The sequence below is a fragment of the Streptomyces specialis genome, assembly GCF_001493375.1.
Lineage (GTDB): Bacteria > Actinomycetota > Actinomycetes > Streptomycetales > Streptomycetaceae > Streptomyces > Streptomyces specialis.
The window spans coordinates 703944-726684 of the sequence record NZ_LN929897.1 but is presented as its reverse complement, the minus strand read 5'-3'; the positions used below and the strand labels follow the sequence as shown (position 1 = coordinate 726684).

Genomic DNA, 22741 nt, shown 5'->3' with positions numbered 1-22741 from the left:
CTTGTTTACAAGATGAAACCGGCACAGGAGATGCGTGCCTGTCTCGTGGGCTCGGAGATGTGTACAAGAGAAAGCCCGGCGAACATCGCGTGCAGCCGCTCCAGCCGCTCCCGGGACTCCTCGTCGGCCGGGGAGTAGGCGATCAGGCGCGAGCCGGACTGCGGACCGAGCCACAGGCGCGTCCCGTGCAGGTGGAGCAGGCCCACATGGGGGTTGCGGAAGCGCTTGTGCTGGGCCGGATGGGAGCGGATCACCTCGTGCCGCTCCCACAGCGCGCGGAACTCGTCGGACTCCCGCAACAGCCGCTTCAGCAGGTGCTTCCAGGCGGGCTCGGCGAGGTGCCCGGCCATGAACGCCCGGTAGTTCGCGGCCATCAGGCGTACGGTCTCCTCCCGGTCCACCAGCGCCGCCCGCCAGCCGGGGTGGGTGAACGCCAGCAGCATGCAGTTGCGGTCCTCGGCCGGGACGGCGTCGAGGTCGCAGAGCAACTGCCCGTACGTGGTGTTGTAGGCGAGGATGTCGTACCGGCTGTTCTGCACGCAGGCGGGGATCGGCGCGAGCTGCCGCAGCACCTCGCGCAGCGGGCCGGGGACGCCGGGCGACTCCGCGCCGGGCGTCGGGTCGGCCACCCCGGCGAGGGTGAACAGGTACTCCCGCTCGTTGGCGTCCAGGAGCAGCGTCCGCGCGATGGCGTCGAGGACCCCGGCCGAGACCTGGATGGCGCGGGCCTGCTCCAGCCACGTGTACCACGTGACACCGACGTTCGCGAGGTGCGCGACCTCCTCGCGGCGCAGCCCGGGGGTGCGCCGGCGGCGGCCCCGGGACAGGCCGACCCGTTCGGGCGTGATGCGCTCCCGGCGGCTGCGCAGGAACGCGGCCAGCTCCCGGCGGCGCGTGGCGCCCTCGTCGGCCGGACGCGCGTCGGGAACGGTCCGCCGCGATTCCTCCACGGATGTCATGCCTCCAGCATCGCCGCTTCCGCAGGCGGTTTCCAGGTAGCCGGAATACCAGGATGAAGACACTCTGGTACCAGGCTGTGCCCGGGAGGAGCGTCGTGGTCGTGACTGAATCCACCGCGACTCCCGCGACTCCCGCGATACCCGTTCCCGGCACGGTCACCGTTCCCCCGCCGCGCCGGCCTCCCGCCGCGGCGGAGGGCGGCGGCGCGCTCGGCCCGCTCGGGCTGTTCACGGTGCTGTTCTGCGCCGCGCTGCCGCTCGTCGACTTCTTCATCGTCAATGTCGCCCTGCCCACCATCGACCGCGATCTGGACGCGGGGCCGGCCCTGCTGGAGCTGATCGTCGCGGGGTACGGCCTGGCCTACGCCGTGCTGCTGGTGCTGGGCGGCCGGCTCGGCGACATGCTGGGCCGCCGCAGGCTCCTCCTTCTGGGTCTCGTCGCCTTCGGCGTGACCTCGCTCGCCTGTGGACTGGCGCCCGACGCCTGGACGCTGGTGGCCGCCCGCGTCGCGCAGGGCGCTTCAGCGGCGCTGCTGCAGCCGCAGGTGCTGGCGACCATCCAGTCCACCACCGCCGGACCCCGCCGGGCCAGGGCGCTCGGCCTGTACGGTGCGACGGCGGCCCTGGCCATGGTCGCGGGCCAGATCCTGGGCGGGGTGCTGGTGGCCGCCGATGTCGCGGGCACCGGCTGGCGTTCGGTGTTCCTGGTCAACGTGCCCGCCGTGGTCCTCGCGACGGTCCTGGTGGTCCGGGCGATCCCCGAGACCAGGGCGGACCGCCCGGCGCCGGTGGACGTGCCGGGGACGCTGCTGCTGGCCGTCTCCCTGATGACGCTGATGGTGCCGCTGACCGAGGGCAGGGCCGCCGGGTGGCCGGTCTGGACCTGGGTGCTGCTGGCTTCCTTCCCGGTGGCGGCCGGGGCGTTCCTCGCCGTGGAGCGGCGCGCGGAGCGCCGGCCGGGCACGGTGCCGCTGGTGCCGCCCGGGATGCTGCGGCTGACGGGGATGCGGTGGGCGCTGCCGCTGATGATGATCGTGCTCGCCGGGTTCGGCGGCTTCATGTTCGTGATGGCCGTGGCCTTCCAGAGCGGCCTGCACTACGGCCCGGTGCGGGCGGGCACCGCCCTGGTGCCGTTCGCCCTGGCGTTCTTCGCGGCCTCGCTGGCCGGGCCGCGACTGACCGCGCGGTACGGGGCCCGGGTGATCACGGCCGGGGGCGCGGTGCAGGCGGCCGGCGCCGCCGCGCTGGTGGTGGTCGTGCTGCGGGACTGGTCCGGACTCGGGCTGCTGGAGCTGGCGCCCGGCCTGGCCGTGGCCGGGTTCGGGCAGGGACTTCAGATACCGGTGCTGGTCCGGCTGGTGCTGGCGGACGTGCCGCCGGAGCGGGCCGGGGTGGGCGCGGGGGTGATGGCGACGGCGCAGCAGTCGGCGATCGCGCTGGGCGTGGCGCTGCTCGGCGCGCTCTTCCTGGCGGTCGAGGCGGCGTCGGGGATGCGCGACGCGCTGGCCGTGACGCTGACCGCGCAGCTCGCGGCGGTGGTGGTGACCACGGCGCTCAGCGTCCGGCTGCCCCGGGGAACCGAATGACGCCCCGCGGCCCTGGGCCCCGGTCCCCGCGCGGGGGGCCGGGGCCCAGGGCCGTGGTCCGGTGGGGGGTCAGCAGCCGATCAGGCGGGCGCCGAGGTAGCCCTCGATCTGGTCGAGGGAGACGCGCTCCTGCCGCATCGAGTCGCGCTCGCGCACGGTGACCGCGTTGTCGTCCAGGGTGTCGAAGTCGATCGTCACGCAGAACGGCGTGCCGATCTCGTCCTGGCGGCGGTAGCGGCGGCCGATGGCGCCCGCGTCGTCGAACTCGATGTTCCAGTGCTTGCGCAGCGCGGTCGCCAGGTCGCGGGCCTTCGGCGAGAGCTGCGGGTTGCGGGAGAGCGGCAGCACGCCGACCTTGACCGGCGCCAGGCGCGGGTCGAGGCCGAGGACGGCGCGCTTCTCCATCTTGCCCTTGGCGTTGGGCGCCTCGTCCTCGCGGTAGGCGTCCAGCAGGAACGCCAGCATGGTGCGGCCCACACCGGCGGCCGGCTCGATGACGAACGGCGTCCAGCGCTCGCCCGCCTCTTGGTCGAAGTAGCTCAGGTCCTGGCCCGACGCCTTGGAGTGCGCGTTGAGGTCGTAATCGGTCCGGTTGGCGATGCCCTCCAGCTCACCCCACTCCGAGCCCGCGAAGTTGAAGCGGTACTCGATGTCCACGGTGCGCTTGGAGTAGTGGGACAGCTTCTCCTTCGGGTGCTCGAACCACCGGATGTTGTCCTCGGTCATGCCGAGGTCGCGGTACCAGTTCCACCGCTGCTCCATCCAGTACCCGTGCCACTGCTCGTCCTCGCCCGGCTTGACGAAGAACTCCATCTCCATCTGCTCGAACTCGCGGGTGCGGAAGATGAAGTTGCCCGGGGTGATCTCGTTCCGGAAGGACTTGCCCATCTGCGCGATGCCGAACGGCGGCTTGCGGCGCGACGTCTGCTGCACCTGCGCGAAGTTGGTGAAGATGCCCTGCGCGGTCTCGGGCCGCAGATAGGCCACCGAGCCGGTGTCCTGCGTGGGCCCGAGGTGGGTGGAGAGCAGCCCGGAGAACTGCTTGGGCTCGGTGAAGACGCCCTTGTTGCCGCAGTTGGGGCAGTTGAGGTCGGCCAGGCCGTTGGCCGGAAGGTGACCGTGCTTCGCCTCGTACGCCTCCTCCAGGTGGTCCGCGCGGAACCGCTTGTGGCAGGAGGTGCACTCGGTGAGCGGGTCGGTGAACGTGGCGACGTGCCCGGAGGCCTCCCAGACCTCCGTGGCCAGGATCACCGACGAGTCCAGCCCGACGACGTCGTCGCGGGACGTGACCATGGACCGCCACCACTGGCGCTTGACATTCTCCTTCAGCTCCACACCCAGCGGTCCGTAGTCCCAGGCGGCACGCTGCCCGCCGTAGATCTCACTGCTCGGGTAGACGAAGCCACGGCGCTTGCTGAGGCTGACGATGGTGTCGATCTTGTCGGCGGCCACGGTGCTCTCTTCGGGATGAAGGACGAGAAGGAATCGCCTCAGATTACCGGCGTCCGAGGGGGCCGCAGCAAATCGGTAAGCCGGAAACCGCTGGTCCCTCACCCGCCGTCCCGCGAGGCCCCGGGTATCCCTTCGGTCACACTTTCGGTCTCCTCACGTTGACCCATTTGACAATGATTTCCACCTGACTTGAAAATGGCTGTCATGACCGCAAGACCCGGAGCCAGATCCCGCGCCCGAATATCCGCCACCGCCCTCGCCGCCGGCGCCACCGCCCTCAGCGCGCTCGCCCTGACCGGCTGCGGCACCGACGACGGCGGGGGCGGCGGGGACGACGGGCGGCTGGACGTGATCGCGTCCTTCTACCCCATGGAGTTCCTCGTCGAGCGCATCGGCGGGGAGCACGTGACGATCGACACGCTCACCGAGCCCGGCACCGAGCCGCACGACCTGGACATCAGCCCGCAGCGGACCGCCGACCTCGCCGAGGCCGACCTCGTCGTCTACCTGGCCGGGCTCCAGCCCGCCGTGGACGAGGCCGTCGAGCAGTCCGGCGCGGAGCATGTCGTGGAGGCCACCTCGTTCACCGAGCTGGAGGCCCACGGCACCGAGGTCCACGGCGAGGACGAGCACGCCGAGGACGAGCACGCCGGGGAAGAGGAGCACGAGGACCACGACCACGGCGAGGACGGCCTCGACCCGCACCTGTGGCTGGACCCCACCAAGTACGCGGAGGTCGCCGAGGGCGTCGGCGCGGCGCTCGCCGAGGCGGACCCGGACCACGCCGCCGACTACGAGCGGAACACCGCGCGGCTCACCGACGAGCTGAACGCCCTGGACCAGGAGTTCACCGAGGGCCTGGCCACGACGGAGACCGACACGTTCATCACCACCCACGCCGCCTTCGGCTACCTCGCCGCCCGCTACGGCCTGCACGAGGAGGCCATCTCCGGCCTCGACCCGGAGTCCGAGCCGAGCGCCGCCAGGATGCGCGAGCTCCAGGAGGTCGCGGAGGATGACAACGTGACCACCGTGTTCTTCGAGACACTGGTCAGCGACGAGACCGCGCGGACCCTCGCCGGTGACCTCGGCCTCGCGACCGCGGTCCTCGACCCCGTCGAGGGAATCACCGACGACTCCCCCGGCGCTGACTACGTCGAGGTGATGCGCGCGAACCTCCAGGCCCTCCGCGAGGCCCTGGGCGCGTCCTGACCGGCGCCGGAAAGGAAGCAGCGACATGGAGCCCGTCATATCCCTGACAAAAGTGGCCGCCGACCTCGGCGGGCGCCCCGTGCTGCGCGGTGTCGACCTGACCGTCCACCCGGGGCAGGTGGTGGCCCTGCTCGGCGCCAACGGATCGGGGAAGTCGACGGCGGTCCGCGCCGCGGTCGGGCAGGTCCCGGTCACGGCCGGGGAGCTGACCCTGTTCGGCTCCCCCGTGCGCCGCTTCCGGGACTGGGCCCGCGTCGGCTATGTCCCCCAGCGCTCGACCGCCGCCGGCGGCGTGCCGGCCACCGTCCGCGAAGTGGTCTCCGCCGGCCGCCTCGCCCGCCGCCGGCTGCGCCCGCTGGGCCGCGCCGACCGCGCCGCCGTGGACCGCGCCCTGGCGCTGGTGGGCCTGGCGGACCGCGCCCGCGACTCCGTCAACGCCCTCTCCGGCGGGCAGCGCCAGCGGGTGTGGATCGCCCGCGCCCCCACCGGCGAGCCGGACCTGCTGATCAGGGACGAGCCGCTGGCCGGCGTGGACCTGGCCAGCCAGCGGGTCCTCGCCGCAACGCTCCGCGCCCAGCGCGACGCGGGCGTGGCGGGGCTGCTGGGGCTGCACGAGCTGGGACCGCTGGAGCCGCTGGTCGACCGGGCCGTGATCCTGTCACACGGCCGGGTGGAACGCACGGTCGAGCACCCGGCCCAGCTTCCCGAGAGCCACGCCTGCCACCCGGCGGACGCGGACGAGCCCTCCGCCGAGCCCACGCTCCAGACCGGGATCCTGTGATGCCCTGATGTTCGAAGTCCTGGACTACCCGTTCATGCAGCGGGCGCTGCTGGCCGCGCTGCTGATCGGCGTCGCCGCCCCGGCCGTGGGCATCTACCTCGTGCAGCGCCGCCAGGCCCTGATGGGCGACGGCATCGGACACGTCGCCCTGACCGGCGTCGCCCTCGGCTTCCTGCTCAGCACCAACCCGGTGTGGATGGCGGTGGCCGTCTCCGCGGTCGGCGCGGTCGCCATGGAGCTGCTGCGCTCCTCGGGCCGGGCCCGGGGCGACATCGCGCTGGCGATGCTGTTCTACGGCGGCATGGCGGGCGGTGTGATGATCATCAACCTGGCGCCCGGCGGTTCCACCGCGAACCTGACGTCCTACCTGTGGGGCTCGGTCACCACCGTCTCCCCGTCCGACATCGCCGCGATCGGCTGGCTGTCGGCGTTCGTGCTGCTGGTCTCCCTGGGCCTGCGCCGCCAGCTCTTCGCGGTCTGCCAGGACGAGGAGTTCGCCCGCGTCACCGGCCTGCCGGTCCGCACGCTCAACCTCCTGCTGGCCGTCACCGCCGCCGCCACCGTCACCATCGCCATGCGCGTCGTCGGCCTGCTGCTGGTCAGCGCGCTGATGGTGATCCCCGTCGTCGCCGCCCAGCAGGCCACCCGGAGCTTCGCGCTGACGCTGGCGCTGTCGGTGATCATCGGCGTGCTGGTGTCGGTGTCCGGCACGGTCACCTCGTTCTACGCCGACGTGCCGCCCGGCGCGACGATCGTGCTGTTCGCGCTCGGCCTGTTCGTGCTGATCTCCCTGCTCGCCCTCCCGCTGGCCAGGCACCGGGCGCGCCGCGCCGCGGCCGGCGCGAACCGGGCGGGGCACGAGCCCGCCCTGGCCTCCCGTCCGTGAGCCCGCGGAAAGCGGCTACCCTGACCGGGCAGGGACGGCAGACGCAAGGAGGCCCACTCGTGGGGACGGCAGAACCGCCGGTGCGCGGCCGGTCGACGCGCCAGCGCGCGGCGGTCGCCGCGGCACTCGCCGAGGTCGACGAGTTCCGCAGCGCGCAGGAGCTGCACGACATGCTCAAGCACCGAGGCGACTCGGTCGGCCTGACGACCGTCTATCGCACGCTCCAGTCCCTCGCCGACGCGGGCGAGGTGGACGTCCTGCGCACCAGCGAGGGCGAGGCCGTCTACCGCAGATGCAGCACCGGGGAGCACCACCACCATCTGGTCTGCCGCTCCTGCGGCAAGGCGGTGGAGGTCGCCGGGCCCGTCGTGGAGAAGTGGGCGGACGCCATCGCCACCGAGCACGGCTTCGTGGACGTCGATCACACCGTGGAGATCTTCGGCACCTGCGGGGACTGCGCCGCCCGCGCACGCGGCTGACCGCGCCGACCCGGCCCGCGGGCCGCCGCGGGCGCCGTCACCCGCCGGGCGCGCCCGCCTGGTCCGGCACCGCCACCTCGTTGGGCACCGCGCCGCCGAAGCGGCGGTCCCGGGAGGCGTACTGGAGGCAGGCCCGCCACAGATCACGGCGGTCGAAGTCCGGCCACAGCACGTCCTGGAACACCATCTCCGCGTAGGCGCTCTGCCAGATCAGGTAGTTGGACGTCCGCTGCTCCCCCGAGGGGCGCAGAAAGAGATCGACGTCCGGCATGTCGGGGAAGTACAGATACCGCGCGAGGGTCTTCTCGGTGACCTTCTCCGGCGATATCCGCCCGGCTCGCACGTCCTCGGCCAGCCGGGCCGCCGCGTCGGCGATCTCCGCGCGCCCGCCGTAGTTGACGCACATGTACAGCGTCATCGCGTCGTTGTCCCGGGTGCGTTCCTCGGCCGCCTGGAGCTTGTGGATCACCGACTTCCACAGCTTCGGCTCGCGCCCCGCCCACCGCACGCGCACGCCCATCGCGTGCAGCTCGTCGGTGCGGCGGTCGATGACGTCGCGGTTGAACGCCATCAGGAAGCGCACCTCTTCCGGGGACCGCTTCCAGTTCTCCGTGGAGAAGGCGTAGAGCGAGAGGTTCCGCACGCCGATCTCCAGACAGCCCTTGACCACCTCCAGGACCACGGCCTCGCCCCGCTTGTGCCCCTCGGTGCGGGGCAGCCCGCGCTCCTTGGCCCACCGGCCGTTGCCGTCCATGACGACCGCGACATGCCCGGGGACCAGCTCGCCGGGGAGCTTGGGCGGACGGGCCCCGGAGGGGTGCGGATCGGGGGCGCGGTACTCGCGACGCTGTCGCGACGACAGCATTCCGCGGCGGGCCATAGGGGAACTCCGTAGGGTCGGTCGGTCTGCCGCCCGAGCGTATCCCGGTCAGCCCTTCTCGACGAACCTCAAGGACCGCAGCCCGCGTTCCAGATGCCAGTGCAGATAGGCCGAGACCAGCCCGCTGCCCTCCCGCACGTGCCGCGGCTCGGCGCTGTCCGCCGTCTCCCAGTCCCCGGTCAGCAGCGCGCCGAGCAGCCGCAGCGCCCCGGGGGACGGCACGACGCTGCCCGGCACCCGGCAGTCGCCGCAGACGGAGCCGCCGGCGGCCAACGAGAAGAACCGGTTCGGCCCCGGCAGCCCGCACCGCGCGCAGTCCTCGAAACTCGGCGCGTACCCCCCGACCGCCAGCGAGCGGAGCAGGAACGCGTCCAGGACGAGCCCCGGCGCGTGCGCCCCGGCGGCCAGCGTCCGCAGCGCACCGATCAGCAGCAGGTACTGCTGCACGTTCGGCTCGCCCTCGTGGTCGGTGAACCGCTCCGCCGTCTCCAGCATCGCGGTGCCCGCCGTGTAGCGGCCGTAGTCGTCGACGATGTGCCGGCCGTAGGGCGCGATCGTCTCGGTCTGCGTGCACAGCGGCAGCCCGCGCCCGATCAGCGCGCTCCCCCGCGCGAAGAACTGGACGTCCACATGGGAGAACGGCTCCAGGCGCGCGCCGAACTTCGACTTCGTCCGCCGCACCCCGCGCGCCACCGCCCGCACCCGGCCGTGCCCGCGCGTCAGCAGGGTGATGATCCGGTCCGCCTCGCCCAGCTTCTGGGTGCGCAGCACGATGCCGTCGTCGCGGAACAGACTCATGCCGCCATTCTGGCCCATGCCCCGAACGGCCCACCCCCGCCGGGCGCGTCCGGTGCCGGTCCCGGAAGGTGGACGCGTGGACCCCACCGCTCCGCGCCGGCGCCCGAGGTGGCACCGGAACATCCTGTTCCCGGCCGAGCCGGTCCTGCGGCTCGGCCGCTGGAACGTCTCCTGGCTGCTGCCCGCCGCGGTGCTGGTGCTCATCGCGGTGGTCGACTGGAACTCGTCGGGCGATTTCCGGATCGTCACCTGGATCGTGCTGGTGCCGGGCATCGCCGGGGCGATGTGCGGGGTGGCGGCCACCGCGCTGTTCGCCGTGGCCTGCGCCCTCACGTACGCGCTGATCGACAGCGCCTTCGAGTACGACTACCAGGAGGGCCCGGCCGACTTCTTCCTGGTCGTGGCGGGCGGGCTGCTCGCCGTGCTGGCCTGCTGGCTGCGGATCCGCGCCCAGGGGCTGCTGACGCGGGCGGAGGACGCCGCCGAGGCCATCCGGCTGGCGGTGATCCGCCCGATCCCGCCCGGATCGGGCGGCCTGGACTCGGCGAGCACCTATCTGACGGCCGACGTCTCCGCCCGCGTCGGCGGCGACTTCTTCGACGTCCAGCCGTCGCCGCACGGCGCGCGGGTGCTGCTCGGCGATGTGCAGGGCAAGGGCACCTCGGCCGTGGACGCCGCCGCGGCGGTGCTGGGCGCGTTCCGCGAGGCGGCGTTCTACGAGGCGGATCTCGCCGTGGTGGCCGCGCGGCTGGAGAGCCGGATGCGCCGGCACAACGCGTACACGGCGGCCCGCCGCTGGGCCGCCGGCGGTTCGTGCCCGGCCTGCGCGCGCGGGCTGCGGGGACGGCCCCCGCGGGGGGGTGCGGTGGGCTCCCGCGCCCCGGCCCGGCCGGGGCCGTGATGCGTGGCGGGGGCGGGGACGCGCGGGGGGGCGCCGGGCGCGGGGGGGGGCCGGACGCCGGTCGCGGGCGGCCCCCCGCCGGTGCTGCGGGTGCCGCTGGCCGCCGACGAGACGCTGCTGATGGTCACCGACGGCGTCACCGAGGCCCGCGACTCCTCCGGCGCGTTCCTGCCGCTGGCCGAGCACGTGGGCGCGGGCGGCGGCACGTCGCCGGAGGCCGTGGTGGCGCGGGTGGAGAAGGCGGTCCTCGGGCACACGAAGGGGAGGCTCGCCGACGACACGGCGATCCTGGCGGTGCGGCGCAGACCGCCAGGACCGGACGGGGCCCCTGTGCCGCGGGGGGGCGGGGGGAACTAGGCTCCGTCCATGGTGAGGTCCAGGACCAGGTCCGCCGCCGCCGGCGGATGCGCGGCGCTGTCCCTGCTGTGCGCCATGACGGGCTGCCTGGACGCGGGCGGCGGGCCGACGGAGCTGCCCGGGGTGCTGGAACAGGTGCGGTTCACGGTCCTGCCGCCGGACGGCGTGACGTACGTGGACGCGGAGCGGGCGGGCGAGCTGGTGGACGAGGACCCGGAGCGTTTCGCGTTCGTCGCCGGCCTGGGCACGCCGCTGCTGGCCGCCGCCGACCTGCCGGAGAACCGCTTCGGCCTCGACCCGGGCAGCGCGGACGCGGCCGTGACGGTCGGCTTCCACGACCACTACGGGTACTGGGTGGGCGACTTCGACGAGGACGACGTCGTGGGGGCGCTGGAGGACGACGGCTTCGAGGAGGACGACGGGGTCTGGCGGAACGAGGAGGCCGGCGTCGCGTTCCAGGTCTCCGCCGACCGGATCGCCTGGGGCGACGAGGACTTCACCCCGGCCCGCCTGACGGAGGGCGAGTCCCTGGCGGACTCCCCCGCCTACGGCGAGGTGACGGACTGCCTCGGCGACGTGTACCGCGCCGACTTCATCCAGGGCGCCGAGACGGCGGCGGTCCCGCTGTACGCGTACGGGCACCTGGCGGACTCGCCGGAGGAGACCGCGACGGTGCTGTGCGTGCTGACCGACGACCGGGCCACGGCCGACGAGGCGGCCGGGCTGCTGCGGGAGACGGTCGAGACCTACCCCGAGACGTACCGCGACGCGGAGGTCACGCCCCTGAGCGGCGGCGACGGGGTGAAGGTGACGGTCCCCGACACCCGCGCCGACCAGCTCCCGGGCCGCCTGCTGTCCACGGACGTCGGTCTGATGCGGACGCTGGCGCAGTTGTGAGCCGGGACACCGCGCGGTCCCGGCCGGCGCCGGGTGTGGCGTACGTCTCGGATGCTGATACGGCGGGGGCCGGTGGCGCGGCCGGGGTTAGGCTTGCTCACGCGATGCGTTTCGGGATGCTTCTCCTTAGCCGCCGCGGCGAGGGTCTGTAGTCAGATACGGCCGACCCCCTCCCCGCGGAGTTCGGCGCTGCCGTCGGCCTTGTCCCATCCCGCCGCGATTCCGCGCGATCCGCGCAAGGAGATCCTCCGCACCATGAGCGACGCCATGAGCCACGCCCTGAGCAAGCCGACGCCCCAGACCGCCGAGACCGTCCGCCAGCGGCCCTCCGGGATGCCGATCCACCGGTACCGCCCGTTCGAGGCCGTGGACATCCCCGACCGGACCTGGCCGGGCCGGCGCGTCACCGCCGCCCCCCGCTGGCTCTCCACCGACCTGCGCGACGGCAACCAGGCGCTGATCGACCCGATGTCCCCGGCCCGCAAACGCGCCATGTTCGACCTGCTGGTCCGCATGGGCTACAAGGAGATCGAGGTCGGCTTCCCGTCCTCCGGCCAGACCGACTTCGACTTCGTACGCTCCATCATCGAGGAGGACGCGATCCCGGAGGACGTCACGATCTCGGTGCTGACGCAGGCCCGGGACGAGCTGATCGCCCGCACGGTCGAGTCGCTGGTCGGCGCGCGCCGCGCCACGGTCCACCTGTACAACGCGACGGCCCCGACGTTCCGCCGCGTCGTGTTCCGCGGCGGCCGGGACGAGGTCCGGCAGATCGCGGTGGACGGCACCCGGCTGGTGATGGAGTACGCCGACAAGCTGCTGGACGACCGGACGGTGTTCGGCTACCAGTACAGCCCGGAGATCTTCACCGACACCGAGCTGGACTTCGCGCTGGAGGTCTGCGAGGGCGTGATGGACGTCTGGCAGCCCGGCCCCGGCCGGGAGATCATCCTCAACCTGCCGGCCACCGTGGAGCGTTCGACCCCCTCCACGCTCGCCGACCGGTTCGAGTGGATGTCGCGGAACCTGTCGCGCCGCGAGTTCATCTGCCTGTCCGCGCATCCGCACAACGACCGCGGCACCGCCGTGGCCGCCGCCGAGCTGGCGCTGATGGCGGGCGCGGACCGGGTCGAGGGCTGCCTGTTCGGTCAGGGCGAGCGCACCGGGAACGTGGACCTGGTGACCCTGGGCATGAACCTGTTCTCGCAGGGTGTCGATCCGCAGATCGACTTCTCGCGCATCGACGAGATCCGCCGCACCTGGGAGTACTGCAACCAGATGGAGGTCCACCCGCGCCACCCGTACGTGGGCGACCTCGTCTACACGGCGTTCTCCGGCTCGCACCAGGACGCCATCAAGAAGGGCTTCGAGGCGATGGCCGACGAGGCCGCGGCGGCGGGCGCCTCCGTGGACGATCTGGTGTGGGACGTGCCGTATCTGCCGATCGACCCCAAGGACGTCGGCCGCTCGTACGAGGCCGTGATCCGGGTCAACTCGCAGTCCGGCAAAGGCGGCGTCGCGTACGTGCTGAAGGCGGACCACGCGCTGGACCTGCCGCGCCGCATGCAGGTGGAGTTCTCGCGGATCATCCAGGAGAAGACCGACGCCGAGGGCGGCGAGGTCACCCCGGCGCAGATCTGGGACGTCTTCCGGGACGAGTACCTGCCGGTACCGGGCGCCGCCTGGGGCCGGGTCGCGCTGCGCGACGCGCAGACCTCGACGTCGAGCGAGGGCCACGACGAGCTGACCGTCGAGGCCGTGGTGGACGGCGTGGACACCGTCCTGACCGGCCGGGGGAACGGGCCGCTCGCCGCGTTCTTCGACGCGCTGGCGGCGGCCGGGGTCATCGGCGACGACATGCGGCTGCTGGACTACGTCGAGCACACCATGAGCGAGGGCGCCGGGTCGCAGGCCGCCGCCTACATCGAGTGCGCCATCGGTGACCGGGTGCTGTGGGGTGTCGGGATCGACGCCAACATCGTGCGCGCCTCCCTGAAGGCGGTCGTCTCGGCCGTCAACCGGGCGACGCGCGCGCCGAGGTGAGGTCCGCTTTCCGTACCGGTTTTGCCGACGCACTACTGACGCGGGCGGCGCCGTGTGGTTAGCATCACGCCACGGCAAGGTTGCCAAGCGGTGACGGAGGTACGGCGTGGTGCGCTCCAGGTTGGCCAGACTGGCGGGGATCCGCACGGCCTGGCGGGTGATCGACGACGGTGATTTCTTCTGCGCCGCCTGCGGTGGTGACCGCTGCTACCAGCGGCTCGGCGGGCGGCGCAGGTTCACGGTGCTCGGGCTGCCGGTGCTGGCCCGAGGCGACGCCGAGCCGGTCGTGGAGTGCGTGTCCTGCCGTGGGCGTTTCCCGCTGTCGGCGCTGGACGAGCCGACGACCACGCGGCTGTCCGTACTGCTGCGCGACGGTGTGCACACCGTCGCCGTCGCGCTGCTGGCCGCCGGGGGCGGCGGCGCGGTCGCCGCGCGGCGGACGGCGGTGGAGTCGGTGCGGGCGGCCGGGTTCCGCGACTGCACGGAGGAGCGTTTACTGACCCTCCAGGCGGCGATGGGCGCACGGACCCTGCCGCCGCCGGCCCACGAGGTCCGCGAGGCGCTGACGGCGCTGGCGCCGCACCGGGCGGCTCCCGGCCGGGAGAGCCTGCTCCTGCACGGCGCGCGCATCGCGCTGGCGGACGGCCCCTACGGCGCCGAGGAACGGGAGATGCTGACGATCGTCGGCGACGCCCTGAGACTGCCCCCCGCCGACACAGAACGCCTGCTCGCCGCAGCGGCCCAGCCCCACTGACCCCACCGCCCACCGGCCGGCCCCGGCAACGCCGACAACACGGACGCGGCGAACGATACGAACCAGCCTCATCCAGCGGGCGGTTCAGACAACCCGACGGCACCGCCCCCGCACCGAGTGCCGGGGGCCTGACCAGCCGGTCCACGGCGACCCCGGCGACACAGCCGCAGCTCACCGCATGAAACGCCCTGCCCAGCGGGAAGTTCAGAAGCTTCCACCGCACAGCTACACCACGCCGGACAGCAGCCAGGCGACGGTGATCCCGACACCGCAGCCGCAGCCCCACCGAACCGCCCGCGCCTGACGGGAAGTTCAGACGACCCCACAGCACCGCCCCACACGCCGAACGACAGGGACCACGGCCAAGCCCGGCAACGCGACCTCACCGGCCGGTCCATGGTGATCCCGCCGCACCGAACCGCATCAAACGCCCCTGCCCAGCGGAGAGTTCAGACGTTCCCCAGCACCGCGCTACGGGTCCCAGCCAAGCCCGGCAACGCGACCTCAGCAACCGGTCCACGGCCACCCCGGCGACACAGCCGCAGCTCCGGGGACGCGGTCGCCTGTCACCGGCGCGTACGGCCGCGCCGACCACTCTTCGCGGGCGGGACGCTCGCGCGGGAGTCTTCGCCAGGGCGGGGCGGGTGAGGCGCCGCCACCGCGCGCCGTCCGGGAGAGCGAACGACGCGCGGTGACGGCATCTGTCCCTTATTCACATCTCCCAGCCCACGAGGCAGGGCGAAAACTAGTTAGCCGGCTTTAGCGGCCCCGGCCATCACCCCCGAAGACCATCTCCCTCCCCCCGATGCCGTCACCGCGCGCCGTCCGGGAGAGCGAACGACGCGCGGTGACGGCATCGGGGGGAGGGAGATGGTCTTCGGGGGTGATGGCCGGGGCCGCTACGTGCGGACGGCGGTGAGGTAGCCGTTGTCGGGGCTGCCGCCGCCCTCGCGGCCGTACGACTCGGTCAGCTCGGGGTGGGGGCGGAACCGGGGCTCCCAGCCCTGCTCGGCCAGCCACTCCGGCGCGTCCGGGCCGAGCCCGCCGGGCGGACGGGCGGTCTGCTCCTGGCCGAGCAGCTTCCGGATGCCGTCGAGCCCCGGGCTGTCGGGCCGGATGTGCTCGCACGAGAACCGGCTGCCGGCCGGCGTCATGGCGCCCGCCGTGGTCAGCACCCGGCGGGCGGCCTCCCGGGGCACGTAGCCGAGCACGCCCTCGGCCAGCCACGCGGTGGGAACCCCGTCGCGGAACCCGGCGCCGTGCAGCGCGGCGGCCCAGTCGTCCCGCAGGTCGCAGGGGACGACCACACGGCGGCAGGCGGGGGCGGCGTCCCGGGTGCCGAGGATCTCCTCCTTGAAGGAGAACATCTCGGGCAGATCGACCTCGAACAGATCGACCGCCTTCGGCCAGGCCAGCCGGAACGCGCGGGTGTCCAGACCGGCGCCGAGGATGACGACCTGCTCGCAGCCCGTGGCGACGGCGTCCAGCAGATAGTCGTCGAAGAAGCGCGTGGCGACGGAGCGGCCTTCGTAGAAGACATCGACGAGCCGTCCCACGGTGGCCCAGGTGTCGGCCGACCCGGGGGGCGCCGACGGGTCGAGGAACGCGTCCCGCGCCGCGTCGGCGAACGCCTGGGCGAAGGGATCCGCGTAGAGCCTGTCCTCGCGGCCGGTCTCTCTGGCGCGGATGAGGGCGACCCCGATCGCCGTCGTGCCCACTCCCGCCAATGATTCCGGCACACTCGCCGCTGCTGCCATCAACACTCCCTCGTCTCCGGGTGGATCAGGGCGACCCGGCCGACGTTAGCCGTGATCGCGCGATGCGGACCCACGCGTACGAAATTCGTGAGATAGCGATGAAAGTGCGGGCGGGGCGACTCAGTCGGGCGCGATCGGTGACCGGCTCATCTTTGCTTCCGGCAACACTCGCCTCGTGTCGTCCCGAGCGTGCCGCGCGGCCGGGAAGGCGCGCCGTTCAGGCCGTCGCCGGTGCTCCGGCCAGGAAGGCCGCGATGGCCTCGCGCGGGCCCCGGGCCTCGGGGACGGCGAGGAGGGGATAGACGTGGATGGACCCGAGGGCCACCACCAGATCGCAGGCGACGCCCGCCGCGCGGGCGCGGCGGGCCAGGTCGCGGTTCTGCGGGTGGAGCGTGTCCCGGGTGCCGGTGAAGACCAGCATGCGGCCCAGGCCGGTGAAGTCGCCGAAGAGCGGGCTGATCTCGGGGCGGGCCGGGTCGTCGGCCCCGGCCCAGGCGCGACCGCAGGCGCGCAGGCCCTCGGCCGCCAGCCAGGGATCGGTTTCGTCGTGCGCGGCGGTCTCCGGGTCCGTCAGCGTGGCGTCGACGAACGGCGAGATCAGCACCGTCTCGGGCGCGTGGCCGCCCTCGGCGGCGAGGGTCTGGGCCAGGGCGAGGACCAGGCCGCCGCCCGCCGAGTCGCCCATCAGGACCGGCGGCGGGCCGCCCGTTCCCCGGGCCATGTCCAGCAGCGGCGGGAACGTGTCGCGCCACGTGTGGCCGGGTGCCAGCGGGTACTGCGGGGCGCGGACGACCGAGCCGGTCCGTTCGGTCAGGTCGGCGAGGAACTCCCAGTGCTGCGGCGCGAAGTCCATGATGTACCCGCCGCCGTGGACGTAGAGCACCGCGCGGCCCGGGTGCGCCGGGTCCGCGGGCCGCTTCGGGCGGAAGGTCCAGACGGGGAAGCCGGGGGCGTCGTCGCACGACAGGTCCACCCGGCGGCCGACCCTGGCCGGTGGCCGGGCGGGGCCCTCGGCCTGGAGCCGGCGCGCCCCGGTGAGGGTCCGCTCGGCGTCCGACAGCCGGTCCTTCATCGCCAGCAGGCGCAGCGTCTGGATGAACGTCGTCTGCTCGGCGCTGATCATCCGGTCCGTCTCCTCACCCCGCGCGGCTCGCCCCCCGCGGCACCCGGTCGCACGTCACACGGTCACACCCGCGTCGCGGCGCGGGGCGACGCGCTGACCCTCATCTCCTCCTCGACCGAACCCCGCCGCAGCGAGCGGATGTCGTACAGGTAGTTCATCCGCAGCCGCCACGGCGCGCGCGCCCCCTGCTTGGGGAACGCGTCGATGGAGCGGAGCACATATCCGGCGGCGAAGTCGAGGAACGGCTCCTCCGCGACGGACGGGTCCCGTTCGGGGACGCACTGACGGTAGCCGTGCTCGTCCATGTGCGCCAGGAGACGGCACACGTACTCGGCGACCAGGTCGGCCTTGAGCGTCCAGGAGGCGTTGGTGTAGCCGACGGTGAACGCGAAGTTCGGCACGCCGCTGAGCATCATGCCCTTGTACGCCATGGTCTCGGGCAGCTTGACGTCCCGCCCGTCGACGGCCAGTTCCATCCCGCCGAACGCCAGCAGGTTGAGCCCGGTGGCGGTGACGATGATGTCGGCCTCCAGCTCGGCGCCGGAGACGAGCTTGATGCCGGTCTCGGTGAAGCGCTCGACGCGGTCGGTGACCAGGGAGACGTCACCGCGCCGTATCGCCTTGAACAGGTCGGCGTCCGGCACCACGCACAGCCGCTCGTCCCACGGGTTGTAGCGGGGCTTGAAGTGGACGTCGATCTCGTACCCGGCGGGCAGCGACCGCTTGGCGAGCGTCCGCAGCACCTTCTTCACGAGCTGCGGCCGGTGCCGGCTGAGCTGGTAGAAGCCGGTGTGCAGAAGGACGTTCTTCCACCGGGTGGCGGTGTACGCGGCCTTCTCGGGCAGCACCTTGCGCAGGCCGTGGTGGAGCGGGTCCACGCTGGGCTGAGTGATGATGTAGGTGGGGGAACGCTGGAGCATCGTCACCTTGGCCGCGTCCCGCGCCATCGACGGGGCGAGTGTGACGGCTGTCGCGCCGCTGCCGATGATCACCACGCGCTTGCCCGCGTAGTCCAGGTCGGTGGGCCAGTGCTGCGGATGGATGATCCGGCCGGTGAACCGGTCGGCGCCGGGGAACTCGGGGGTGAAGCCCTCGTCGTAGCGGTAGTAGCCGCTGCACGTGTAGAGGAAGCCGCAGGTGAGGCGCACGGTCTCGCCGGTGTCGGTGCGCTCGGCGGTCACCGTCCAGCGGGCGTCGTCGCTGGACCACTCGGCCCGCACCACGCGGTGGTGGTAGCGGACCGCGCGGTCGACGCCGTACTCGCGGGCGGTGTCGCGGACGTAGGCCAGGATCGACGAACCGTCGGCGATCGACTTGCGGTCGGTCCACGGCCGGAAGCGGTACCCCAGGGTGTACATGTCGGAGTCCGAGCGGATGCCCGGGTAGCGGAACAGGTCCCAGGTGCCGCCGATCGCGTCGCGGGCCTCCAGGATGGCGTACGTCTTGCCGGGGTTCTCGCGCCGCAGATGGCACGCGGCGCCGATGCCGGACAGGCCGGCGCCGACGATCAGGACATCGACGTGCTCGGGAGTGCTCATCGCTGTTACCTCGCTGTACTTCTCGTTGCTGTCCTCGTGACGGTGCTGCGGGGGCTACTTCGGGGCGACCGCGACGTCGTCCAGGGCCGTGTTGCGGGCGCTGGTCGAGCGGCCGAGCCGGGCGACCTCCTCGTCCATCAGCGGCAGCAGCCTGGGCGCGTGCTTGAGGGTCTGCCGGTCGCCGAGGCGTGAGGCGATCACCGGCTTCAGCCAGCGCAGCGCGCCGACCCAGCCGGGCACGTTGACGCGGCGCTTGCGCCCGGCGAGCCCCTTGACGAACGCCTCGACGCAGACCTCCACGGACGTGGTCCGCTTCAGCGGCCCCGGCAGGACCTTGAGCATCTGCCGGAACGCGGACAGGTCCTGCTTGGCGTCACGCACCAGCGGGGTGTCGATCCACGACGGGTGGGCGCTGCCGACGGCGACGCCGTGGTGGGCGACCTCCAGCCGCACCGCGTCGGCGAAGTGCTCGACGCCGGCCTTGCTGGCGTTGTAGGCGACCAGGCCGGGGGCGGGCGTGAACGCGGCGAGCGAGGACACCACGAGGATGTACCCCTTGCGCTCGATCACCGAAGGGAGCGCGGCGCGCACGGTGTTGAAGACGCCGAGCACGTTGATGTCCATGACGCGCTTGAACGTGGCCGGATCGACGCGCAGGACCGAGCCGTAGGAGGCGATCCCGGCGTTGGCCAGCACCAGATCGATGCCGCCGAACCGGGCGGCGCCCGCCGCGACGGCCCGCTCCATGGCGGGCAGGTCGCAGACGTCGCAGGCGACGGTGTGCACGTTCTCCTCGCCCAGCTCGGCGGCGAGGGCGGCGAGCGGCTCCGCGTCGAGATCGGTGAGCACCAGCTTCACGCCGTGTCCGGCCAGCGCGCGGGCGGTCTCGGCACCGATGCCGCGGGCGGCTCCGGTGATCAGGGCGACTTTGCCCTCAAGCGCCCTGATCGACGGTGATATGGGCATGGACACCTCCTCGGTACGGCCCGTGTCACGTATCTGGAACCGGGCGGTGTCACTTTTGCATCTGATACGCCGCAGTGTCAATATCAGGGGTGATGAGCCCCGGACAGCAGACGACCCCGCCCACGGCCCGGACCACGACCGGCCGCACCTACCGCGGCGCCGACCGGCGCCAGCGCCAGGACGAGCGCCGGGCGCGGCTGATGGAGGCGGGCATCGAGACGTTCGGGACCATCGGGTACCGCAACGCGACGGTCGACCGCGTCTGCGCCGCCGCCGGGCTGACGAAGCGGTACTTCTACGAGTCCTTCGACGACAGCGAGGAGTTGCTGCTGGCCGTCTACGGGCGGGTGGCCGAGGAGTTGCACACGCGGATCGTCGCCGACGCCGAGGCCGCCGCCCCGGACATCGAGGCGCAGGTGCGGGCCGCCCTGACCGCGCTGTTCCGGACGATCGGCGACGATCCGCGCCTGGCGCGGATCGCGTTCGTGGAGATCCTCGCGGTGAGCGGGACGGTCGACAGCGCCTGGCAGGCGGTCAACACCGCGTTCGTGGACACGATCCTCCAGCTCACGCAGCCCTATCTGGACGCGGCCGACCTCTCCGAGACCGATCTGGAGATCCTCGCCACCGGCGTCCTCGGGGCCGTGGTGCTGATCGCGCAGCGGTGGATCCTGGGCGAGCGGGCCCAGCCGATCGAGGCGCTGGTGTCCAACGCGCACACCCTCGTGATGGCCGTGGTCAGCCGGGTCGCCGCCCTGGACTGAGACGCCCGGCCCCGAACGTACGACGGCGGCCCGGCGGACGGTTCTCCACCGTCCGCCGGGCCGCCGTCGTGCGACCGCCGCGGGGCCGTCAGAAGCCCAGGCGCCGGAGCTGCTTGGGGTCGCGCTGCCAGTCCTTGGCGACCTTCACGTGCAGGTCGAGGAAGACCGGCGTGCCCAGCAGCGCCTCGATCTGACGCCGCGCCTTGGTGCCGACGTCCTTCAGCCGGGCGCCCTTCGGGCCGATCACGATGCCTTTCTGGCTGGACCGCTCGATGAAGAGGTACGCGTGGATGTCCAGCAGCGGCCGGTCGGCCGGGCGGTCCTCCCGGGGCAGCATCTCCTCGACCACCACCGCGATCGAGTGCGGCAGCTCGTCCCGCACGCCCTCCAGCGCGGCCTCGCGGATCAGCTCCGCGATCATCACCTGCTCGGGCTCGTCGGTGAGGTCGCCCTCCGGGTACAACGGCGGACCCTCGGGCAGCAGCGGCACCAGCAGGTCGGCCAGAAGCGACACCTGCCGCCCGGCGGTGGCCGAGACCGGGACGATCTCCGCCCACTCGATGCCCACCTCCCGGCCCAACTGGTCCACGGCGATGAGCTGTTCGGCGAGCGCGTCGTTGTCCACCAGATCGGTCTTGGTGACGACGGCGACCTTGGGCGTCCGCTTGATCTGGGACAGCTCCTTGGCGATGAAACGGTCGCCGGGGCCGATCTTCTCGTTGGCCGGGAGGCAGAAACCGATCGCGTCCACCTCGGCCCACGTGGCCCGGACGACGTCGTTCAGCCGCTGGCCGAGCAGGGTGCGCGGCTTGTGCAGACCCGGGGTGTCCACCAGGACGAGCTGCGCGTCCGGGCGGTGCACGATGCCGCGCACCGTGTGCCGGGTGGTCTGCGGACGGTTGGAGGTGATCGCGACCTTGATGCCCACCAGGGCGTTGGTCAGCGTGGACTTGCCCGCGTTGGGACGGCCGACGAAACAGGCGAATCCGGAACGGTGGCTCGGCTCAGAGGTGCTCATGACCCGGCGATGGTCGCACGAAGCCGCCCGTCGGGGCCAGCCAGGAGCACAGTGACGCCCTTGCCGCCCGCCCCGCCCCCGCCCCGCCCACGTCCCGGACGGCCGCGAGATCGCCCTCCGCCACCCCGTCCGCCGCGCTGACCACGGCCGCCGCCTCCAGCGCCACCGCCCCGCTCGCCACGGCCATCGCCACCGCCGTCTGGAGCGCGCTCAGCTTCAGCGAGTCCAGCGCGACGGTGGTGGCCACATAGGTGCGGCCGGTCTCGTCGCGGACGGCGGCTCCCTCCGGAACGCCGTTGCGGGCACGGGCACTTCGGGCGAGCGTGATGATCTTGCGGTCCTCGGGATCGAGCGCGTCTGCGGAGGGGGCGGCGTCAGTCATACGACCGAGCTTATGTGCTGGGCCGGGCTCACAGATCCGTGGTACCCGGCTGGTCCGGGGGCGGGGCGGGCACCCGTCCCGCGGCCACCCCCTCCAGCTTCTCGACCGCGCGCTCCGCGATCTTCTCCACGTCCCCGAGGGCGCCGTCGTCCCGCCCGGCCTGCGCGACCCGGAGGATCTGCGCGCCGACGCGGACGATCACCAGATCGGCCACGACGGGCGTGCTCGCCGTCTCGCCGTCGATCCGCCGGTGGAAACGGACGGCGAGCGACTCCTCGCCCAGGCGTCCCGTCTCCAGCGGCGCCGCGTCGTAGGCCACGGAGACCGCCTTGTCGGCCGGGCCCTCGGGCGTGTGGAAGGTGGCGCACTCGTCGAGCGCGGCGCGGACGTCGTCCAGATCGCCCCCGGCTGCCCCGGCGTCCGGGTGCGCGGCGGCGACGGTGGTGACGAACGGGCCGCTGCGGGACTTGGCGAACCCGGCCCTGACCACGCCGTCACTGTCGCTGTCGCTGTCGTCGGCGCCGTCGCCGCCGTCGATGTCGAAGAGGCCGTCACAGGCGGGCTCGGTCGGCCGGGGAACGCCGAAGCCCCGCTTCTCGGCGTTCTTCTCGCTGTCACCGGCCCAGCCCTCGGGGAAGTCCACGGCGTCGAGCAGGGCCTCGCGCAACTGGTGCTCGCTGAGCGCCTCCCCGGCCGCCGGCCGCCCCGGAGCCAGAGCCAGGCTCAGCACGGACAGCCCGACGGCGAGGGCGGTCCACAGGGTCCGAAGGTGGTGAGCGTGCATGCCTCCCATGGCGCCACCCGAACGCCCGTGCGGCCACCGACGCACGGCCATTCGGGTGACACGAGCGAGGGGGACGCGCCCCCGCGGGGCACGCCGGACCGCCCTCACGGGCGAGGTGACGCACGGCCCGGGGCAGGCGACGTCGTCCGGGACCCGGCCTCGGGGCGCCCCCGGGTATGGCCCCGCCAGGGCCCGGAACAGAGGCCCAAGAGCCTGTCTTCCGGCTCGCGGATCAGGCCGCGCGGCCCTCGGGCCCTCGGAAAGAGCCCGGAAGTGCCCCCGGCTCGCGGCTCGTGCCCGGCCGGTACCCGCGCGACGCGGCAACGCGGCCCGGGGGCACCTCCCGACGGAAGACCGGGGAGGGACGCCAGGGCGCGCGGCCCCGCCACAGTCCGGAAGGGAGGCCCTGAAGCCGGTCTTCTGG

Annotated in this window: 21 protein-coding genes and 1 pseudogene; 11 read left to right on the top strand and 11 right to left on the bottom strand. The window is 73.0% G+C overall.

Annotated elements, in window-relative coordinates:
• Positions 1-5 precede the first annotated feature (5 nt).
• Positions 6-959: a helix-turn-helix transcriptional regulator gene (locus BN2279_RS25930; protein ID WP_079032505.1), complete on the bottom strand. Its 954-nt coding sequence runs from the start codon at positions 957-959 to the stop codon at positions 6-8.
• A gap of 53 nt (positions 960-1012) precedes the next feature.
• Here BN2279_RS25930 and BN2279_RS25925 point away from each other — a divergent pair, with 53 nt between their 5' ends.
• Positions 1013-2545 (top strand): MFS transporter, encoded by a 1533-nt coding sequence (locus tag BN2279_RS25925; RefSeq protein WP_079032504.1) that lies wholly within the window; start codon positions 1013-1015, stop codon positions 2543-2545.
• 69 nt (positions 2546-2614) lie between these two features.
• Here the strand turns inward: BN2279_RS25925 and BN2279_RS25920 are convergent, their stop codons facing one another.
• Complete coding sequence (locus tag BN2279_RS25920) at positions 2615-3997, bottom strand: glycine--tRNA ligase (RefSeq protein ID WP_059013453.1); 1383 nt, start codon at positions 3995-3997, stop codon at positions 2615-2617.
• A gap of 195 nt (positions 3998-4192) precedes the next feature.
• On the opposite strand from BN2279_RS25920, the gene BN2279_RS25915 reads away from it, so the two are divergent.
• Genes BN2279_RS25915 through BN2279_RS25900 form a run of 4 tightly spaced genes read left to right on the top strand, consistent with a single transcriptional unit; the run spans position 4193 to position 7355 of the window.
• Positions 4193-5209, top strand: a complete 1017-nt coding sequence (locus tag BN2279_RS25915) for a metal ABC transporter substrate-binding protein (protein ID WP_104531121.1) — start codon at positions 4193-4195, stop codon at positions 5207-5209.
• Between the two features lie 25 nt (positions 5210-5234).
• Positions 5235-5990, top strand: a complete 756-nt coding sequence (locus BN2279_RS25910) for a metal ABC transporter ATP-binding protein (protein WP_059013451.1) — start codon at positions 5235-5237, stop codon at positions 5988-5990.
• A gap of 7 nt (positions 5991-5997) precedes the next feature.
• Positions 5998-6876, top strand: coding sequence for a metal ABC transporter permease (locus BN2279_RS25905; protein WP_059013450.1), 879 nt, complete (start codon positions 5998-6000; stop codon positions 6874-6876).
• Positions 6877-6935: 59 nt separating this feature from the next.
• Positions 6936-7355 carry a Fur family transcriptional regulator gene (locus BN2279_RS25900; RefSeq protein ID WP_059013449.1) on the top strand — a complete coding sequence of 140 codons (420 nt, stop codon included), beginning with the start codon at positions 6936-6938 and terminating at the stop codon, positions 7353-7355.
• A gap of 37 nt (positions 7356-7392) precedes the next feature.
• Here BN2279_RS25900 and BN2279_RS25895 read toward each other — a convergent pair whose 3' ends face one another.
• Complete coding sequence (locus BN2279_RS25895) at positions 7393-8235, bottom strand: isoprenyl transferase (protein ID WP_059013448.1); 843 nt, start codon at positions 8233-8235, stop codon at positions 7393-7395.
• Positions 8236-8283: 48 nt separating this feature from the next.
• Complete coding sequence (gene recO, locus BN2279_RS25890; protein ID WP_059013672.1) at positions 8284-9033, bottom strand: DNA repair protein RecO; 750 nt, start codon at positions 9031-9033, stop codon at positions 8284-8286.
• A 76-nt stretch (positions 9034-9109) separates the two neighbouring features.
• Between recO and BN2279_RS25885 the strand changes: the two genes are divergently transcribed.
• From BN2279_RS25885 to BN2279_RS25865, 5 genes are all read left to right on the top strand, one after another.
• Positions 9110-9934: a SpoIIE family protein phosphatase gene (locus tag BN2279_RS25885; protein ID WP_059013447.1), complete on the top strand. Its 825-nt coding sequence runs from the start codon at positions 9110-9112 to the stop codon at positions 9932-9934.
• A gap of 81 nt (positions 9935-10015) precedes the next feature.
• On the top strand, positions 10016-10291 hold the full coding sequence (locus BN2279_RS28825) for a SpoIIE family protein phosphatase (RefSeq protein ID WP_059013446.1): 276 nt from the start codon (positions 10016-10018) through the stop codon (positions 10289-10291).
• Positions 10292-10300: 9 nt separating this feature from the next.
• Positions 10301-11188, top strand: a complete 888-nt coding sequence (locus BN2279_RS25875; RefSeq protein ID WP_159037338.1) for a hypothetical protein — start codon at positions 10301-10303, stop codon at positions 11186-11188.
• 255 nt (positions 11189-11443) lie between these two features.
• Positions 11444-13231, top strand: coding sequence for a 2-isopropylmalate synthase (gene leuA, locus BN2279_RS25870; RefSeq protein ID WP_059013444.1), 1788 nt, complete (start codon positions 11444-11446; stop codon positions 13229-13231).
• A gap of 106 nt (positions 13232-13337) precedes the next feature.
• Positions 13338-13985 (top strand): TerB family tellurite resistance protein, encoded by a 648-nt coding sequence (locus BN2279_RS25865; RefSeq protein ID WP_059013443.1) that lies wholly within the window; start codon positions 13338-13340, stop codon positions 13983-13985.
• An 899-nt stretch (positions 13986-14884) separates the two neighbouring features.
• Here the strand turns inward: BN2279_RS25865 and BN2279_RS25860 are convergent.
• From BN2279_RS25860 to BN2279_RS25845, 4 genes are all read right to left on the bottom strand, one after another.
• Complete coding sequence (locus BN2279_RS25860; RefSeq protein ID WP_059013442.1) at positions 14885-15742, bottom strand: SAM-dependent methyltransferase; 858 nt, start codon at positions 15740-15742, stop codon at positions 14885-14887.
• Positions 15743-15959: 217 nt separating this feature from the next.
• Entirely contained in the window at positions 15960-16865 is a 906-nt protein-coding gene (locus BN2279_RS25855) for an alpha/beta hydrolase fold domain-containing protein (protein WP_059013441.1), read from the bottom strand.
• Positions 16866-16927: 62 nt separating this feature from the next.
• Entirely contained in the window at positions 16928-18403 is a 1476-nt protein-coding gene (locus tag BN2279_RS25850; protein ID WP_059013440.1) for a flavin-containing monooxygenase, read from the bottom strand.
• A gap of 54 nt (positions 18404-18457) precedes the next feature.
• Positions 18458-19369: an SDR family oxidoreductase gene (locus BN2279_RS25845; protein WP_059013439.1), complete on the bottom strand. Its 912-nt coding sequence runs from the start codon at positions 19367-19369 to the stop codon at positions 18458-18460.
• Positions 19370-19461: 92 nt separating this feature from the next.
• On the opposite strand from BN2279_RS25845, the gene BN2279_RS25840 reads away from it, so the two are divergent.
• The gene (locus BN2279_RS25840; RefSeq protein ID WP_059013438.1) at positions 19462-20133 is read left to right on the top strand and encodes a TetR/AcrR family transcriptional regulator; all 672 of its coding nucleotides are present in this window, start codon (positions 19462-19464) and stop codon (positions 20131-20133) included.
• A gap of 88 nt (positions 20134-20221) precedes the next feature.
• On the opposite strand, the gene era is transcribed toward BN2279_RS25840, so the two are convergent.
• The 3 genes and pseudogenes from era to BN2279_RS25825 all read right to left on the bottom strand — a co-directional run bounded on the left by era (position 20222) and on the right by BN2279_RS25825 (position 22317).
• Entirely contained in the window at positions 20222-21151 is a 930-nt protein-coding gene (era, locus tag BN2279_RS25835; protein ID WP_059013437.1) for a GTPase Era, read from the bottom strand.
• Positions 21148-21533: pseudogene (locus tag BN2279_RS25830) on the bottom strand (cytidine deaminase). Before BN2279_RS25830 ends, era begins: the two are co-directional and overlap by 4 nt.
• A 28-nt stretch (positions 21534-21561) precedes the next feature.
• On the bottom strand, positions 21562-22317 hold the full coding sequence (locus BN2279_RS25825) for a hypothetical protein (RefSeq protein ID WP_059013436.1): 756 nt from the start codon (positions 22315-22317) through the stop codon (positions 21562-21564).
• Positions 22318-22741 lie beyond the last annotated feature (424 nt).

What these genes read in the sequence shown, in the direction of transcription:
- leuA (WP_059013444.1), top strand. Translation starts at nt 11,444, where the DNA reads ATGAGCGACGCCATGAGCCACGCCCTGAGCAAGCCGACGCCCCAGACC.
- BN2279_RS25855 (WP_059013441.1), bottom strand. Translation starts at nt 16,865, where the DNA reads ATGATCAGCGCCGAGCAGACGACGTTCATCCAGACGCTGCGCCTGCTG.
- BN2279_RS25845 (WP_059013439.1), bottom strand. Translation starts at nt 19,369, where the DNA reads ATGCCCATATCACCGTCGATCAGGGCGCTTGAGGGCAAAGTCGCCCTG.
- BN2279_RS25910 (WP_059013451.1), top strand. Translation starts at nt 5,235, where the DNA reads ATGGAGCCCGTCATATCCCTGACAAAAGTGGCCGCCGACCTCGGCGGG.
- BN2279_RS25840 (WP_059013438.1), top strand. Translation starts at nt 19,462, where the DNA reads ATGAGCCCCGGACAGCAGACGACCCCGCCCACGGCCCGGACCACGACC.
- BN2279_RS25875 (WP_159037338.1), top strand. Translation starts at nt 10,301, where the DNA reads ATGGTGAGGTCCAGGACCAGGTCCGCCGCCGCCGGCGGATGCGCGGCG.
- BN2279_RS25930 (WP_079032505.1), bottom strand. Translation starts at nt 959, where the DNA reads ATGACATCCGTGGAGGAATCGCGGCGGACCGTTCCCGACGCGCGTCCG.
- BN2279_RS25825 (WP_059013436.1), bottom strand. Translation starts at nt 22,317, where the DNA reads ATGCACGCTCACCACCTTCGGACCCTGTGGACCGCCCTCGCCGTCGGG.
- BN2279_RS25860 (WP_059013442.1), bottom strand. Translation starts at nt 15,742, where the DNA reads ATGGCAGCAGCGGCGAGTGTGCCGGAATCATTGGCGGGAGTGGGCACG.
- BN2279_RS25915 (WP_104531121.1), top strand. Translation starts at nt 4,193, where the DNA reads ATGGCTGTCATGACCGCAAGACCCGGAGCCAGATCCCGCGCCCGAATA.
- recO (WP_059013672.1), bottom strand. Translation starts at nt 9,033, where the DNA reads ATGAGTCTGTTCCGCGACGACGGCATCGTGCTGCGCACCCAGAAGCTG.
- BN2279_RS25850 (WP_059013440.1), bottom strand. Translation starts at nt 18,403, where the DNA reads ATGAGCACTCCCGAGCACGTCGATGTCCTGATCGTCGGCGCCGGCCTG.
- BN2279_RS25905 (WP_059013450.1), top strand. Translation starts at nt 5,998, where the DNA reads ATGTTCGAAGTCCTGGACTACCCGTTCATGCAGCGGGCGCTGCTGGCC.
- BN2279_RS25895 (WP_059013448.1), bottom strand. Translation starts at nt 8,235, where the DNA reads ATGGCCCGCCGCGGAATGCTGTCGTCGCGACAGCGTCGCGAGTACCGC.
- BN2279_RS25925 (WP_079032504.1), top strand. Translation starts at nt 1,013, where the DNA reads ATGAAGACACTCTGGTACCAGGCTGTGCCCGGGAGGAGCGTCGTGGTC.
- era (WP_059013437.1), bottom strand. Translation starts at nt 21,151, where the DNA reads ATGAGCACCTCTGAGCCGAGCCACCGTTCCGGATTCGCCTGTTTCGTC.